13 protein-coding genes are annotated in these 17,088 nt (G+C 56.3%); 10 read left to right on the top strand and 3 right to left on the bottom strand.

Going from position 1 to position 17,088, the window contains the following annotated elements; translation table 11 throughout:
* Positions 1–24 precede the first annotated feature (24 nt).
* Both KJS42_RS02990 and shc read right to left on the bottom strand, forming a co-directional pair.
* Positions 25–693, bottom strand: coding sequence for a DUF559 domain-containing protein (locus KJS42_RS02990; protein ID WP_213622110.1), 669 nt, complete (start codon positions 691–693; stop codon positions 25–27).
* Positions 694–972: 279 nt separating this feature from the next.
* Complete coding sequence (gene shc, locus KJS42_RS02985) at positions 973–2,916, bottom strand: squalene--hopene cyclase (protein ID WP_213621925.1); 1,944 nt, start codon at positions 2,914–2,916, stop codon at positions 973–975.
* A gap of 168 nt (positions 2,917–3,084) precedes the next feature.
* On the opposite strand from shc, the gene KJS42_RS02980 reads away from it, so the two are divergent.
* Positions 3,085–4,251 (top strand): alanyl-tRNA editing protein, encoded by a 1,167-nt coding sequence (locus tag KJS42_RS02980; RefSeq protein ID WP_213621924.1) that lies wholly within the window; start codon positions 3,085–3,087, stop codon positions 4,249–4,251.
* A gap of 120 nt (positions 4,252–4,371) precedes the next feature.
* On the opposite strand, the gene KJS42_RS02975 is transcribed toward KJS42_RS02980, so the two are convergent.
* Positions 4,372–5,589, bottom strand: a complete 1,218-nt coding sequence (locus KJS42_RS02975) for an MFS transporter (RefSeq protein ID WP_155605009.1) — start codon at positions 5,587–5,589, stop codon at positions 4,372–4,374.
* A gap of 258 nt (positions 5,590–5,847) precedes the next feature.
* On the opposite strand from KJS42_RS02975, the gene hemE reads away from it, so the two are divergent.
* The 9 genes from hemE to KJS42_RS02930 all read left to right on the top strand — a co-directional run bounded on the left by hemE (position 5,848) and on the right by KJS42_RS02930 (position 16,954).
* On the top strand, positions 5,848–6,909 hold the full coding sequence (gene hemE / locus KJS42_RS02970; protein ID WP_213621923.1) for a uroporphyrinogen decarboxylase: 1,062 nt from the start codon (positions 5,848–5,850) through the stop codon (positions 6,907–6,909).
* A gap of 56 nt (positions 6,910–6,965) precedes the next feature.
* Complete coding sequence (gene hemH, locus KJS42_RS02965; protein ID WP_213621922.1) at positions 6,966–7,907, top strand: ferrochelatase; 942 nt, start codon at positions 6,966–6,968, stop codon at positions 7,905–7,907.
* A 6-nt stretch (positions 7,908–7,913) separates the two neighbouring features.
* Positions 7,914–9,338, top strand: coding sequence for a protoporphyrinogen oxidase (gene hemG / locus KJS42_RS02960; protein ID WP_213621921.1), 1,425 nt, complete (start codon positions 7,914–7,916; stop codon positions 9,336–9,338).
* 220 nt (positions 9,339–9,558) lie between these two features.
* A complete protein-coding gene (locus KJS42_RS02955; RefSeq protein ID WP_213621920.1) occupies positions 9,559–10,980 on the top strand; it encodes a CapA family protein in 1,422 nt (473 codons plus the stop codon).
* Between the two features lie 36 nt (positions 10,981–11,016).
* Positions 11,017–11,817: a glycerophosphodiester phosphodiesterase gene (locus KJS42_RS02950; RefSeq protein WP_244868360.1), complete on the top strand. Its 801-nt coding sequence runs from the start codon at positions 11,017–11,019 to the stop codon at positions 11,815–11,817.
* Complete coding sequence (locus KJS42_RS02945) at positions 11,798–12,439, top strand: fumarylacetoacetate hydrolase family protein (RefSeq protein WP_213621919.1); 642 nt, start codon at positions 11,798–11,800, stop codon at positions 12,437–12,439. Before KJS42_RS02950 ends, KJS42_RS02945 begins: the two co-directional genes overlap by 20 nt.
* Positions 12,436–13,269, top strand: coding sequence for a DUF92 domain-containing protein (locus KJS42_RS02940; protein WP_213621918.1), 834 nt, complete (start codon positions 12,436–12,438; stop codon positions 13,267–13,269). Before KJS42_RS02945 ends, KJS42_RS02940 begins: the two co-directional genes overlap by 4 nt.
* Before the next feature lie 15 nt (positions 13,270–13,284).
* Positions 13,285–15,234: an ABC-F family ATP-binding cassette domain-containing protein gene (locus KJS42_RS02935; protein WP_213621917.1), complete on the top strand. Its 1,950-nt coding sequence runs from the start codon at positions 13,285–13,287 to the stop codon at positions 15,232–15,234.
* Positions 15,235–15,625: 391 nt separating this feature from the next.
* A complete protein-coding gene (locus KJS42_RS02930) occupies positions 15,626–16,954 on the top strand; it encodes an MATE family efflux transporter (protein ID WP_213622109.1) in 1,329 nt (442 codons plus the stop codon).
* Positions 16,955–17,088 lie beyond the last annotated feature (134 nt).

Below are 17,088 nucleotides of genomic sequence, written 5' to 3'. Positions count from 1 at the left end.
TTGCCGGTGTAGGCCCTTCCCCCCTCAAAACCAATAAACGGCGTCGTTATGCAACTCGTATTTTACGACGTGTTTGCCTTCCGCACCTGAAACTGCGGTCAAAACTCCCTTAGCCTTTAACGATTGCAGAGTACGGACGGCGGTCCGATGGTTAAGGGACAGGTGGGTCTCTACGTCCACGGGACGCAGCGGCCGGGCCAGCATGCATGCAAGTCGCAAGATCTCCCGTTCTTGGATCGATTGAGCATCCGCTGGGGAATTCGCCGGCAAATACCGATTGAGCACCATGCGCAGCAAGGTGATGCACAATTCCGGCCGGTTCGCGACGTCATCGTAGGCGAAACAAATCACCTGAAACCCCATCGCGGTCAGAAAAGTTTCCCGATTTAGCTCGTTGCAGTATTTTTGCCTGTCCATGTCCCTGACGTGCGGACCAAACCCTTTGATCTCGATGACCAGCTTCACGGGTCCAGCCAACCATACGAAATCGCAAAAATAAGAGTGCCCTCGCCAATCTACAACCTCATACTCCGGATGCAGGCGATCGAAATTCCCTTGCACCTCCCACCAAACTTTCCGGCAGAATAACTTCTCCGCCTCCCGGTGACCGCGCTCCAGACGCCCTCTGCGCTCTCCCGTCCTCGACTGTAGATGCGCCTGCATAAATGCGGCATGAGCTTGTTCAAACGCCATCTCTGAAACCATGGACCCATCCCTCCCGAAAAATAAGAAAACGCCCCGGTTCCAAATGCATGGATCGGGACGTTCTTCGTCTTAGGTCCATTATACATCGCGTGATGCGGTTTGAACATATCGCAGAACAGCTACCGGAAACTATTGGCAAAACTAGAAGTCTCCCCGATCGACGTCGTGGACCATGCGGTCGTAAGGTCGGGGGGACGACACCGGATCCCCCGCGGATCGCGGCCTGAACGTCCCGGTGCTCCGCAAAATAACAGGAGCGGCGGGACGTCAGCCGATCGGATCATCCGCCGATTCGTCCCCATATTTTTTCGCATAATGCGAGAGCGCCAGAAGCGGCCAGATATACCGGTAACTATGATAGTGAACGTAAAAATACCCCGGCAGCCCGGCCCCGGTCGGATAGGAGGCGGGCCAGCCGTCTTCGTGCAGCAGTTCGATCAGACGGGCGGAGCCGCGTTCGATTTCGGGCGTTGGCCGGTCGTGCACCGCGATCAGCGCGTCCAGCGCCCACGCCGTCTGTGAGGGCGTGCTGGCGCGGAGCGGCACGTACCGCTTCGCTTGATCGCTGCGACAGGATTCCCCCCAGCCGCCGTCGGCGTTTTGGATATTTCGCAGCCATTCGGCGCTATTCGCGATGGACGGATGGTCGGAGGGCATGCCTACCGCCATTAATCCCGTTAATGCCGCCCAGGTACCGTAAATGTAGCAGATCCCCCATCGACCGTACCAGGACCCGTCCTCCTGTTGATGGCTTAGCAGCCAGTCTGCCCCACGCGCGACCCAATCGTGACGTACGCCCAACTTGGCGAAATTCCCCAGGTACTCCAGCGTCCGGCCGGTCAGGTCCGCTTCCGATGGATCGGTGGCCGCGGACTTTGCCCCTTCGATGGCCAGCCAGGTAAGCATGACCTTATCGGTATTTTTTTCGAAAGCCGGCCAGCCGCCGTCGGCGTTTTGCATCGACCAGACCCAATTCAGCCCGCGGTTCCACGCGTCGAGGGTAGCGGGATCGTCAGCGTGCAAGGCGTGGAGGGCGCGCAGGACGGCCGTGGTGTCGTCGACGTCGGGAACGAATGTATTCGTCTCCGAGAAACCCCAGCCCCCGGGTACGGTGCCCGGATTATGAATCTGCCAATCCCCCGGTTTACGATGCTGACGTTCCCTTAAATAATCGGCAGCCCGTCGAACGGCCGGATGGGAAGGCGGGCCGCCGGCTTCCTGCAAGGCATGGGAGATCAGCGCGGTATCCCAGACCGTGGAAGGGGAGTTCTGGATCGTGACGTAGCCGCTTTCGCCAAGGCCGCCGCCGTCCACCGTAAACTTCATGTTAGCTAAACCTTCGACGGCACGCTGGATGACCGGATGCTGTGTTTCATAACCAAGCGCCAGAAAAGCGAAGACCATCAGCACCGTGCAGCTGGCATAGGTGTAAAGCGTCCCGTCGCTTTCGATCCTTTCGAGCAAATATTGCTCGGCTTTATGGATCGAGGCCTGACGAATGCGCCGCGGCGTTCCGACCAAATGGCCTAACGCCGATTGGAACTGCTCAAGCGGTTCCCGGCTCTCGCGGGACTGCGTCAGCGCCTCTTCTTCCGGACCGCGGTCGTCCGAGAACAGCTCGCTCAAATCGGGCGTCCGCATGGACCTGGCGCGAAAGTTCCGCTCGGCCATGATCAGCAGCGGAACAAGATGAACCCGCGAGTAACCGGAGAAATCATAGAAGTTCAGCGGAAACGACTCGGGCAACAACAGGATTTCGATCGGGATCAGCGACAAGGACGAGGGCCAGGCCCTCTGCCCGGTGGCTGCCAGGATCGCTTTTGTAAGCAGGCTGTTCGCCTGCCCGATGCCGCCGCGTTCCAAGATGTAACGCTTCGCCTTTTGCAGCGCTTCGTCCTCCGACCGGCTGTACCCGGAGAACAGCAGGGCATAATACGCCTCAACCGTGGCGGACAGGTGGCCTTCATCGTCGTCGCGGTACCATCGCCAGCAGCCTTCCGGCTGCTGGGCGGCCAAGATGCGGTCGTGCAGCTGCCGGATCAGCTCCTCCCGGTCCGCATTTAACGTGCGAAAAAGAATAATCGTGCATGCATCAAGGGTGATGCCGTTTTCGAAGCAAAACCGCCAAGTGCCATCCGATTCCTGCCGCTGAATCAGTTCCTCAGACAATCGGTGAATCTCTCTCCGAATATCGGCGATGTTGTACGCCATCCTTGCTCCCTCCTTGTCACCTCACCCCATTATATGAGAGGAGGAAGAGAGCCATGTGCGGCAACTCAGTAACGATGGTGCGAAGTACCCCCGAGTTCAGGTATAGTAAAGGGAAGAAATGGACTTCTACTGAGATTAAGGAAAGATACAAAGAGAGGGAAGTTAGCAATGACGACAAGACTCTATTTTGACGATGCTTATTTGACCTGTTGGACAACCCGCGTCAAAGACAAGATGGAACGGGAGGACGGCGTTTACGTCGTGTTGGAAGAAAGCGCCTTTTACCCGCACGGGGGAGGGCAACCGAACGATACGGGGCGAATTGAAGGCATTCCCGTACTTGACGTGATCAGTGAAGGCGATGAAGTGCTGCATAAGGTAGAGCGATTCCCGGGAGAGGGGGAGGTCCGCTGTGAAATCGACTGGGACCGCCGGTTTGATCACATGCAGCAGCATAGCGGGCAACACCTGTTGTCGGCCGTATGCTTAGAGCATGGGGCGATGACGCTAAGCTTCCATCTCGGCGAGGACTACTGCACGATTGACGTAGATCGGACGGAGGTATCGACAGAGCAGCTTGCTGCCATCGAACACGAGGCGAACCGTCATATCTATATGAATCATAAGATTTCCGGCTACTTTGTCACTGAAGAAGAAGCCTCGCGGCTGCCTCTGGTAAAACCGCCGAAGGCGGTAGACCGCGTCCGTATCGTCGAGATGGAGGGCGTGGAATACAACGGTTGCGGAGGAACGCACGTCGCGGCGACCGGCGCGATCGGGATGATTAAGCTGCTGAAGACCGAGAAGCAGAAGGGCCATGTACGGATCTTTTTCAAATGCGGGTACCGGGCTTTAAACGAGTTTCGGGAGCAGCAACAAGTGCTTGGGGCGGTGACCTCCAGATTGAAAACAGGCCGGGACGGCATCCTGGAGCGTCTGGACAAATGGGAGGACGAGCAGAAGGGGCTGCAATCCGAATTGGACGCATTACAAGAAGCTATGGACGAGATTACGGTAGGCCAGCTGTTGGCCAAGCAGGAAGTCGGGCGGATCGCTCACATTTTTGCGGACAAGACGTTAAGAGAGCTGCAGAACCTGGCGCAGAAGCTCACCGCGCAATGTGACGCGGCAGTGTTGCTGGCGACCGAATCCGAGCACAAGGTGGTGCTGGCTCAGAACGGCAGCCATTCGGTGTCCTGTGGCGCATTCTTCAAGGAGCATCTGGCCGCATATGGCGGAAAAGGCGGCGGCAGCGACAAGCTGGCGCAGGCCGGCTTCGGTAGTCGGCCCGAGGCGCTGGCTTTTTACGAGTTTGCCAAACAAGCGTTGTTATAGGGAGAATTGCCGCTGTCAGTGCGGGAACTCTCGTATTAGTCCGATAAAACGATGAGCCGCTGGAGACAGCGGTTCATTTTTCCGCGTACGAATGCTTGAAAATAACTGGAGGGATTCCTGCTACCTCGGCGCCGTCATTCGCGGCTTCGGTCTCGCATACAACTTCAGCCGGACCCACATCGTATTGATCAGCAGCAGTATGCCGGAGATGACGAACAGGCCTTCGATGCCGATATACCCGGCGAGGAACCCGCCGATCAGCGAGCCCATCATGTTGCCGAGAGCCAGTGTGCTGCTGTTAAAACCGAACGCCCGGCTCTCCATGCCGTCCGGGGTGTAGTACCGGATCAGCGCATTGACGCTTGGCAACAGCCCCCCCATGAATACGCCCATCAAAAACCGAACGGCGATCAGCTGCCACACCGTTTGCACGAACGCTTGCGGGATCAGCGTGGCCGCCGCTCCAATGAGACAAAAGGTCAGGATGCGGTGAGCCCCCAGCTTATCGCTGACTTTGCCGAGAACCGGCGAGGTAATCATATTCGAAATCCCCGTCACGGCGCTGACAAAACCGGCCCAGAACGCCACGTCGGCGGTCTGTCCGTGCAGCTTCTCCACGTATAAAGGCAGCAGCGACATCGGGCTCAGCATCGCGAATTGCAGCAGGAACGTCACGGCGAACAACGCGGTCAGCTGAGGCGTTTTGTTCAGCTCCAGGAAGCCCTGCAGCACGGAAGGCTGCGGCGTATGCGACGCTTCCTCGCGGTCGAACTTCTCGCGCACGAACAGAAGTGCCAGTAAGGAGGCGATAAATAACAGCACCCCGGTAATGTAAAAAATCGGCCGAAACCCAATCCACTCCGCCATCAATCCGCCGATCAAGGGCCCCAGAATTGTACCGGCCACGGTGCCGGACTGAATCGTACCCATCGCGAAGCCCATTCGCTCCTTCGGCGCCGTGCCTGAGATCAGCGCCACGGAGGCCGGATTAAAGCCGGAGATGGTCCCGTTCAGCAATCGTAAGCCGAGCAGATGCCAAGGTTGCGTAGCGAAGCCCATCAACGTAATGACGATGGCCATGCCGAAGCCGGAGCGCAGCAACATGATCTTACGACCGTATTTGTCGGCAAGCTTTCCCCAGATGGGCTGAAAAATAAACGAAGTCGCGAAATTGGCGGCAAAAATCATCCCGGCCCACATTCCGATCGCATGCTCTCCCTGCACGTGCAAATCCCGCGCTAGATACAGCGAGAGAAACGGCGTGATCATCGTCATCCCGGCATTGACCAGAAATTGTCCGAACCAAAGCACAATGAGATTGACCTTCCAGGTGTTCAATGTGCTTTCACTTCCTTTCGCAGGGTCTAAGGATGCATCTCACTTCACAAAGTGATCCTAGTATATCACTATTGGAAATGCTTGGTCTGAGGCATTCTTCATGGCATCTTCATTCGATTGTCATAGGTTCGCCATGCGTTTGGCCGTTGTGATAGTTGTTACTTACTTTTAAGTAGGGCATAATGTACATTAGAATGTTTATAGTGTAGCTATGATTTTTCATCAAAATGGTTTCTACGAGTATTGGAGGCGTGCGGCTTGGTTTACAACGATCGTTTGATCCGGGCTCTGCGGAAGCAAGAGGTGGATCGTCTTCCGGTTTGGTACATGCGCCAGGCGGGCAGATATGATCCTGATTACCGGAAAATTAAAGAAAAGTACAGCTTATTAGAGATATGCCGACAGCCGGAGCTGGCGGCAGAAATCACCATGATGCCCGTCCGCAAGCTTGGTGTGGATGCGGCTATTTTGTATTCCGACATCATGAATCCGGTTGCTTCCCTTGGCGTGGAGTTTGATATTGTCAAAAATATCGGGCCGGTTATTGAACAGCCGATTCGGACGCTGGCGGATGTGGAGCGACTGAAGCCGATCGACGTCCATAAGGATTTATCGCATATTTTGGAGACGATCGCAATTCTGGATAAGGAGCTTGACGTTCCGCTCATTACTTTTGCCGGCGCGCCGTTTACAATCGCCAGCTATTTGATCGAAGGACGGCCGTCTAAGAGCTATATCCACACGAAAGCTTTGATGTACGGCGAACCGGAAACCTGGTTTAAGCTTATGGACAAGCTGGGCGATATGGTCATCGCTTATCTGCGAGCCCATGTAGAAAGCGGAGGCAAAGCGCTCCAATTGTTTGACAGTTGGGTGGGAGCACTTGCTCCAAATGATTTTCAGCGGTATGTACTCCCGACGATCACCCGTATTTTTACCGAACTTCGCGATTTGGATGTACCGAAAATTTATTTTCCCGGCGTAAGCTCAGGAGAGCTGCTTCCGTCGTTGACCGATATCGCTGCCGACGCGGTAGGGCTCGATTGGCGCGTATCCATTGCGGAAGGTCGACGTCGGACGAATGGAAAGTTCGCAATGCAGGGCAACTTGGATCCCTACATTTTGACCGCGCCGATGGAGGTCATTAAGCAGCAGGCTAAAAAAATTGTTGACGACGGCCAAGCGGCCCCGGGATTTGTGTTTAACTTGGGGCACGGCTTGTTTCCTGAGGCTTCCATCGACAAGCTGCGCGAGCTAACGGAATTCGTACATGCGTATTCCGCCGAAGCAATCCTGCATCAATCAACGCCGCGTGCGTAATGCTAAACCACATATATGAGTGCAACTCAATTATCGACTAGAGGTGAACTGGAATCGTGAAATCGAAAATCGGAGTGTTGGTGATGTCTTACGGCACGCCGCAAAGTCTGGACCAAGTCGAAGCGTATTATACGCATATCCGGCGTGGCCATCCCCCAACTGCGGAACAGCTCCAGGAGCTGGTCGGCCGATATGAGGCGATCGTAGGGGGAGTGTTTCCGCTGCGCGCCAATACGGACAAGCAAGTCGCCGCATTGCAGGAAACGCTGAACCGCATGGCCGCGGGCCAAGATACGGAGTTCGTTTGTTATCAAGGGCTTAAGCATGCCCATCCCTTTATAGAGGACGGCGTGGCGCAAATGGCGAAGGACGGCATCCGCGAAGCGGTTGGCATCGTGCTTGCACCGCATTATTCCGTCATGAGCATCGGCGGTTACGTCAAGCGGGCGGAGGCGAAGGCGCAAGAGCTAGGAGTTTCGATGCGCTTCGTGGAGAGCTATCATTTACATCCAAAGCTGATCGAGGCTTTTGCCGCTCGGGTGTCCGCCAAGCTCGACCAATTTGAGGAAGCCGGCGCACTGCGCGATCAGGTTCGAGTGCTGTTCAGCGCCCACAGCTTGCCGGAGAAGATCCTGCAAATGGGCGATCCATACCGCGACCAATTGCTGGAGACGTCCCAGGCCGTGGCGGACAAAGTTGGCGTGACCAACTGGCAGTTCACCTGGCAAAGCGCGGGCCGTACGGCAGATCCGTGGCTGGGGCCGGATATTTTAGATACGTTAAAAGACTTGAGCGAAGAACAAGTGGAGGATGTGCTGGTCGCTCCCGTCGGGTTCGTATCGGACCATCTGGAAGTGCTGTACGATCTGGACATCGAAGCCAAAACGATCGCGAAAGAACTGGATATGCGACTGGAACGGATCGAATCGCTGAACACCGAACCTTTATACATGGAGGCGCTCGGCGACGTCATTATCAAATCTTGGGAAAAGAGATGAGAGGACATGCGTGATTCTTCACGTCAGGTTGTCATTATCGGCGGGGGGCTGACCGGGCTGTCCGCGGCCTTTTACGTTCGCAAGTTCTATTCGGAGAGGGGCTTAACCCCGCAAATTACGCTGCTGGAAAAAGGCAACACCCTTGGCGGTAAAATCGAAACGCTCGAGAAAGACCATTTCGTCATTGAGAAAGGTCCGGATTCTTTCCTGGCCCGCAAGACGGCCATGACCGATCTGGCGAAGGAGCTGGGACTGGAAGACGAGCTTGTCTCAATGAACCCGAACGCCAAGAAGACGTACATCGTCAGTGAAGGCAAGCTGCATCCAATGCCTTCGGGGCTGGTGTTAGGCATCCCGACGGAGCTTGGCCCCTTCCTGCGCAGCGGACTCGTCTCCTGGAGCGGCAAAGCCCGGGCGATGCTGGACCTGGTGATGCCGCCGCGGCAAAGCGAGGAGGACGAATCACTTGGTATGTTTATCGAACGCCGGCTGGGTTCCGAGGTGCTGCAGAACGTAACCGAGCCGCTGCTCGCGGGGATCTATGCGGGCGATACCTACAAGCTCAGCTTGCAATCGACCTTCCCGCAATTCGGAGAGGTGGAGCGGGCTTACGGAAGTTTGATCAAGGGCATGATGACCGGCAAGAAGCCGGTGGAAACGCACACAGGCACGAAGCGCAGTGCGTTCCTGACGTTCCGCAAAGGCTTGCAGACGTTGGTGAACGGACTGGTGTCATCGCTGTCGGATGTAGATTGCCGCTTGGAGACCGAAGCGGTGGATATCCGCCGTACGGGACCGGAAGCGTACGAGGTTGTGCTTGCGTCAGGCGAAGGGCTGGCGGCAGACGATGTGATCGTCACCGTTCCAGCGTTTGCCGCTGCGGAGTTGCTCCGGCCACATGTCGATGTGACCGCGCTGGATGCGATCAACTACGTGTCCGTTGCTAACGTCGTTATGGCGTTTGATCGCAAGGATGTTACTGGCTTGTTCGATGGCTCGGGCTTCTTGGTACCGCGCAAGGAAGGCCTGAATATTACCGCCTGCACGTGGACCGGCATCAAGTGGCTGCATACGAGCCCGGACGACAAAATGCTGTTGCGCTGCTACGTTGGCCGTTCCGGCGATGAGGAGAAGGCATTTCTGCCCGAGGAGGAGCTAACGGAGCTCGTGCTTGGGGATCTGAAGCGGTTGATGAATATCACGGCCCGGCCGTTGTTCACGGAAATTACTCGGTTGCCGAAATCGATGCCGCAGTATCCGGTTGGACATCTGCAGCAGGTCGCGGAGTTAACCCGCCAACTGAAGGGATCGCTGCCTGGCGTCTATGCAACCGGGGCGGCGTTTTACGGCGTCGGCCTGCCTGACTGCATCAAGCAGGCGAAGGAGCTGGCGGAGCAGATGGCCGATCAATTGAAGGTCGCCCAGGCTTAAAGTGGAGCCGACTCAGTGACCCAACCCAACTTAGGACTTCTTGACCCCTTGCCCGCAAAATAGGTGAGGGGTTCTATTTATTTTCGGATACCTGATATAATAAAATCAAACGGTCAGCTCTTGATCACGAAGCGTATTCAGAGAGGTGGATTCGGCGGTGCTCAAAACCTGACATCGAAGGTTCACTGAAAAGATAGATCGAAGTAAAAAGGAGTCCGTCATGTATCCACCGAGGTCGGAAAAAAACAAAAAGAAGCAGCAGGAAAAAAGGCGGCGTCAAAACCGGATCTGGCTCCTGCTTAACATGACTCTCATCACTTTAATTTTCGTGCTGGGAGCTTACTTTTATTTGGAAGAACGAACCGGGCAGGCTGTACCGGAGGCGGGAACGGGGCAGTTGCCCGGCGTTTCGGGTGAAAGTGTACCGGACGACGGCGATTCAAGTGCCGAGGAAACGCCACTTCCACAGTCGGAGGACGACAGTGCTGCACCAACGGGGACGGAGAAAGGGAACGGTACGGATCACTCCGAAGCGGGGGACACCACGCCCGGAGAAGGGGATGGAGATGCACCCGACGGAGGCGAGGTTGGCATAGCCAATCCGCCATCCGGCACTGGTTCGGGCAAGGAGAATGGCGGCGATGCGGAGCAACTGCTGATTCATTTTGCGGGGGACACGATTTTTTCCGGAAAGGTTGAGGAGCGGCTGGAGAAAGCAGGATACGATTCTCCGTACAAATACGTGCGGGGGTTGTTCCAGAACGACGATTTAAGCGTATTGAATCTGGAGACGCCGGTGACTTCCGGCGGAAACCCGGCGGTTGATAAGACCTTTGTCTTCAAGTCGCCGCCGAAGGCGATTGGACCGATGGCCCAGGCCGGCGTGGACGCGGTCAATTTGGCGAACAACCATGTATTGGACCAAGGCGTGTCCGGTCTTCAGGATACGATGAAAGCCCTGCGGCAACACAACGTGTTGTATGTCGGCGCGGGCAAGAACAGCAAAGAAGCTTACGCCCCGGTCTATTTCGAACGCAAAGGCATCAAGATCGCCTTGTTCGGATTCAGCCGGGTAGTGCCGGAGCCGGGATGGGTTGCCGGAAAGAACAAACCGGGAGTCGCCTCGGCGTACGCGCCGGAAGCTGCAGTGAACGCCATTAAGGCGGCGCGCAAGAATGCCGATCTGGTGCTTGTCATGACCCATTGGGGCAAAGAGCGGACCACCAAGCTGGAAGAACATCAGCAGGGTTTGGCCCACGCGTTTATCGATGCCGGTGCTGACCTGGTCATTGGCGGCCATCCTCATGTAATGCAGGGGCTGGAGCAATACAAAGGCAAGTGGATTGCCTATAGCACGGGCAACTTTATTTTTACGAAATCGAAGGACCCGAAGACGTGGGAGACCGCGGTATTTGCGGCTTCCTGTACACGCAGCGGGGATTGTAAGCTCAAGCTGATCCCTTATCTTACCGAGTTGGGCCAGCCCGTGCCGATGAGCCCTCAAGACGGAAGCCAGTTGCTGAAGGAGATCCAGAGCTTCTCGCCGGGAGTGCGGATTTCTGAGGATGGCGAAGTGAGCACTTCCCGGATCGGCAGGACGAAAGAGCCCGGATTAACGCTGCTGGCGGATCATCGCGCGTAAGGAAAGGATCGTTTCCGTTAGGAGGGAGGCGAGGGATTGCGTAACCCATGTGTCGCCCATCGCGGTTTCTCCGGGATCGCCCCGGAGAACACGATGGCCGCGGTCCAACTGGCTATGGAGCAGAAGGATGTCCGTTGGATCGAAGTTGATGTACAATGTTCAAAGGACGGCGTGCCTTTGTTGATTCATGATTTTACCTTAAACCGTACGACAAACGGTCGGGGGCCGGTCAAGGACAAGACGTGGGCGGAGCTGCAGGCGCTGGATGCCGGCAGTTGGAAAGCTAAGGCTTACCGTGGGGAACGTTTGCCTAGCCTGGATGAGTTTCTGGACACGATCGCCGGACGGCTGCGCGCCAATCTGGAAATCAAGACGGAAGGGAATAGGTACCCCGGCTTGGAGGAAAAGGTGATCTCCGCCGTCAAGCGTCGGCATATGGAACACGAGGTCGTGCTGACTTCGTTTGAGCCGCGGATCCTGGCGAAAATCAAGGAGATTGGCCGCGGCATCCGCACGGGTCTGATTATTGACCGGCAGCCGAAGGATTTGCTGCTGCGGCTGAAGCTGTTGCATTGTTCTTTTTTATCGATACATTATCGCGCATTAACCGCAGAGCTAGCCGAGAAAGCATTCAAGCACGGCATCGACGTGATGGCATGGACGATGGACGATGTGAGGTCTCTGCGGAAAACGGCGGCGCTGCACCCCGACATTCTGCTTTGCACAAACCGGCCGGATGTATGGCGTGAGGCGATCGGCAGCGGGAAAACGAATCATGTGATTGTGAAACCACAATCCCCAGGAGGAGAAGATGACGATGAACAAATTGATCGCTAATGTGTATTGTGTTGGGCGGAATTATCGGGCACATGCCGAGGAGCTCGGCAACGAGGTGCCAACTGAGCCGATGATCTTCCTGAAACCGTCGCATGCGGTGACGACGATGGACGGCCGGGGCCTTGAGCTTCCGGCGGACCGCGGTTCGGTGCATTATGAAGCCGAGTTAGTGCTGCGTATCGCCCGTGATTATAAGCCGGGGATGACGGTCGACGAATTGGTGGACGTGATCGCGTTTGGAATCGACTTCACGCTTCGCGACGTGCAGAACATCGTCAAAGACAAGGGCAATCCGTGGACACCGGCCAAAGGTTTCCTCCAGTCGGCGCCAATCACGCCTTATCTTGCCTTCCCTGGCGCGGCGGAAACGGCAAACGAAGATTTTGTGCTGCGCAAGAACGGAGAGGTTGTGCAACGCGGCAACATCAGTCGGATGATCTTCCCGCTGCAGCAAATCGTCGATTATATCGCCGAGCATTACGGTCTGGGCGAAGGGGATTTGATTTTTACCGGAACGCCTGAAGGGGTGGGCCCGGTTGTTCAAGGAGATAAGCTGGAGTTGTCCTATGGCTCCCAGGTGCTGGGAAGCTGCACGGTAGCTTCCGGCCCGGCGGCAAAATGAATTTCGATTGGATCATTGGGGCGCTTGGCGCCCTAATCGTGTCTGGAGCGGCTTACAAGAAGAAATCGTTATCCCTCTCCGGCATGCTGGCCGCATTCGTCATGGGGACCGTATATTACGGGGCAGGCAATTTGTTCTGGTTTGGCATTTTGCTGTTGTTTTTCGTCAGCTCATCGGCTTTCTCGCATTTTCGCGGAGACCGTAAAGCCGAGCTGGAGAAATCTTATGCCAAAAGCGGACGCCGGGACGCCGGCCAGGTGTTGGCGAACGGCGGTCTGGGGATGTTGGCCTGTCTCGGCAACCTGTTCTGGCCGGATCCGGCGTGGGCGTATTTCTTCGTCGGGACGATGGCCGCGGTGACCGCGGATACATGGGCGACGGAATGGGGCGGGCTCAGCAAACGCGAGCCGCGTTCGATCTTAAACGGCCGCCGGGTTCCTCCGGGAACGTCGGGCGGGGTGACGCTGCTGGGGAGTACCGCAGCGCTGGCCGGTGCGGCGTGCATCGGCGGCGCCGCTTGGCTGCTCCGACTGTGGATCGGAGACGATGCGTATAACGAAGTTGTTCCCGCGCTGTTCGCGCTGGTGAAATGGGGGTTGATCGGCGGGGTTTCCGGATTGGTTGGGGCTTTCGCCGATTCCTGGCTAGGCGCGACCATCCAGGACATGCAGCGCTGTACCGTGTGCGGCAAAGAGGTCGAGGTGGCGGTACATTGTGACCAAGCTACCGTCCATTTGCGGGGTTACCGTTGGATGGATAATGATATGGTGAATTTACTCAGTTCTCTGGCAGCCGGGTTCGTGGCGTGGGGAATCGGGATGATAGGATAAAGTAGGGGTTAGCGAATGAACATACTGACGGTGGAACATCTGACGAAAACCTATGGGGAGAAAGTGCTGTTTCAGGACGCTTCCTTCGGCATGGATGAAAACGATAAAATCGGCGTGATCGGCGTCAACGGAACAGGGAAATCTACGTTTCTGAAGGTGATTGCCGGCATGGGACAAGCCGATTCCGGCAAGGTTGCGATCAATCGGGACGTCCGGGTGACGTTTCTGGCGCAAAATCCGGAGTTTGCCCCGGATATTTCCGTGCTGCGCGGCGTCTTCCAGGGCGGCGGGTCCGAGCTGCAGGTCGTGTCGGCTTATATGGAGGCCGAGGAAGCATTGGAACGAGAGCCGGGGGATGCCGGACGTCAAGCGGAGTTGGCGCGTCTGTCGCAGGAGATGGACCGACTGCAAACGTGGACCCTGGTCAGCGAGGCCAAGAGCGTTCTGTCCAAGCTAGGCATCACCGACTTCGCCCAGAACATGGGCAGCTTGTCCGGGGGCCAGCGCAAGCGCGTGGCGTTGGCTTCAGCGTTAATCCTTCCCTCTGAGCTGCTGATCATGGACGAGCCCACCAACCATATCGACAATGATTCCGTCGCCTGGTTGGAGACGTATTTGCAGAAACGGCGCGGGGCGCTGCTGCTTATTACGCATGATCGTTATTTTCTGGATCGCGTCTGCAATGTCATGCTGGAGCTGGATCACGGCCGGCTGTTCCGTTATGAGGCGAATTACAGCCGTTTCCTGGAGCTGAAGAGCGAACGCGAGGAGCGCGAAGCCGCGTCCGAACAGAAGCGGCAAAATCTGCTGCGGACCGAGCTCGCCTGGATCCGCCGCGGAGCCAAAGCGCGCTCGACGAAGCAAAAGGCGCGGATTGAAAGGTTCGAGCAACTGCAGTCGGCGAAGACGGAATATAAGAACGACAATCTCGAAATCTCGGTTGCTTCCACGCGGCTGGGCCGCAAAATCCTGGAAATCGACGGGCTGCGCAAGTCGATCGAAGGCCGGCTGCTGATCGGGGAGCTGACGTACACGGCGGTGCCGGGGGACCGCGTCGGCATCGTGGGGCCTAACGGCAGCGGGAAATCGACGCTGCTGAACATGATTGCCGGACGGATTGAGCCGGATCGCGGCGAAATCGTGCTTGGGCAGACGGTGAAGCTGGGTTATTTTACCCAGGAACATCAGGAAATGGACAGCCAGCAGCGAGTAATCGAATATATCAAGGATGAGGCGGAGGTTGTCACGACGGCGGACGGCTCACGGATTACCGCGGCGCAAATGCTGGAGCGGTTCCTGTTCTCGCCGGACATGCAGTGGACGCCGATCGGTAAACTGTCGGGGGGAGAGAAGCGGCGGTTATATCTGCTGCGCGTGCTGATGGGCTCTCCAAACGTGTTGCTGCTGGACGAACCGACGAACGACCTCGACATCCAGACGCTGACGGTACTGGAAGCGTATTTGGATGAATTCCCCGGCGCGGTGTTTGTCGTCTCCCATGACCGCTATTTCCTCGACCGGACCGTAGACAAGATCATGGCGTTTGAGGGAGGCGGGGTGGTCGCCGTGCACGTGGGCGACTACAGCGAATATGAGGAGCGGACGCAGCAAGCGGGCGGACAAACCGCCCCGGATTTGCGCAAAACAGGCACCGACCGGTCTGACCGGGGCGACGCCGGACCGCAAGCTCCGTCTGGCAGCCGAGACCCGGGCCGCGGAGAGAAGCTGAAGTTCAGCTATAACGAGCAGCGCGAATACGAAACGATCGATGCCACCATCGAAGCGACCGAGCAGCGCCTTGCGGCGATTTCCGAGGGAATGGAGTCCGCCGCGAGCGACGCCGTCCGTCTGCAGGAGCTAATGCAGCAGCAGCAGGAAGCGGAAGCCGAGCTGGAACGCCTGATGGAGCGCTGGACGTATCTGAACGAGCTGGCGGAGAAGATCGAAGCCCAGCGGAACTTGTGAAGCACGGCTGAGGTGAGGATGAGTCCGAGGCCTGATTTTTTCAGCCGCAGCCTGAATGCACCAAATACAACCGCTGGTCGGATGAAATGTTGTAATTTCTACAACATTTGGGCGAGTTGATGGGCTTTTAAGCTAATTATGTTGCACTACATGCAGCATTTTTGCCCTGCAACGGCCGGCACCCTCCAAAATGTTGCACAAAATGCAACTTTTTGGGGTGTAGCGCTCCAATCTATGAATTTATGATATAATCGAGACCTGCAAACTCTTCGCCTGGCGAAGAGTCTTTCTTTTGCATAAATTTGATGAAAAAGAAGTTGATATCGTGGTAAGCGCAGCTAGGAAAGCATCAACTCATCGCTTTTTGGATCGGCATTTCTCCGGTCAATCGATGGATTACCGGCAAATTATCGCACTCATTATTCCGATCTTGATCGACCAGGCGTTTATCATTGGCTTGAACCTGGTTAACACTGCAATGATCAGTTCCTCCGGCGTAGCGGCGGTGAGCGCAGTGAATATGGTCGATTCCCTTAATATTTTCCTGATCAACGTATTTGTGGCTGTGGCGACTGGGGGGACCGTCGTGGTCGCACAGTACAAGGGCAGCCGAAATGACGCGATGGTGTCCAAGGCTTCTTCCGGTTCCGTGTCCTCGGTTCTGCTGTTAGCGCTCGCCATTAGTTTGCTAATCATCGCATTGCACTCGCCCACCTTAAACCTGTTGTTCGGTTCGGCGGAGGCCGATGTCTTTCAGAACGCCAAATCGTATCTGATCGGCAGCAGTCTGTCGTTTTGCGGGATTGCGATCGTCGAAGCGGTATGCGGGGTGCTGCGGGGGATCGGGAAGTCGCGAGCCTCCTTGATGCTGTCGCTGATCATGAACCTAACCTATGTGGCGCTGAACTTTGTCCTCATCAACTTGGCGGATATGGGCATCATGGGGATGAACATCTCAGTGAATGTCTCCCGGTACTTAGCCGCGGCCTGCGCCATTTATTATCTAGTCAAGATGGACGAATCGCTGAGGGTACGTTTACGGGACATGCTTCAGGTCAACTGGACGATGCTCAAAAAAATCCTCTCCATCGGCATGCCGTTTGCCGCGGAGCAAATGTTCTTTAACGGCGGCAAAATTCTGACGCAGATCTTTATCGTCAGCCTGGGCACTTACGCCATTGCCGCCAACGCGATTAGCGCATCGCTGGCGATGGTGATTCAAATTCCGGCTAACGCGCTGTCGATCGCCATCGTGACCGTGGTGGGACAGTGCATCGGTCGCCGGGAGATCGAGGACGCCCGGAAGCTGACACGCTCATTCCTGTGGCTCTCCTCCGCAACCTTCGTCGTCATGGGACTCCTCATTCTCCCGTTGTACCATCCGCTGGTATCGCTGTTTCACCCGCCGGCAGAGATCGTGGATGAGATCTTCACGATTGTGCTGATCAATACGATCGCGCAAATTCCTTTGTGGGCGATCAGCTTCATCACGCCTTCGGCGCTGCGGGCCGCCGGGGATGCGAAATATACGTCGGTCGTCTCGATGCTGTCGAAGTGGCTGTTCCGCGTCGTGCTTGGCTATATTTTAGGCGTGGTGCTGCCGTTTGGCGTCGTTGGCGTCTGGCTGGCGATGGACATCGAATGGGGAATCCGCGGTCTCATCTTCCTGCGCCGTTTCCGCGGAACGAAGTGGTACCGGCATCGGCTGGTGGAGGACTAACTTGTATTCGATTTCTCGCATACAAATTACCAATTGCGTCGGGAGATTCGGATTTTAATCGATTTTTCATATAGAAACTGGCACTTGCTCTCTCGGGAGCCTAAATCTGTTCGGAATTTCATATATATGCCGTC

It is taken from the genome of Paenibacillus sp. J53TS2, from assembly GCF_018403305.1.
In the GTDB taxonomy this organism is placed as follows: domain Bacteria; phylum Bacillota; class Bacilli; order Paenibacillales; family Paenibacillaceae; genus Fontibacillus; species Fontibacillus rhizolycopersici.
Note: the sequence above shows the minus strand (reverse complement) of the source record. Positions and strands in the feature narration are given on the sequence as shown.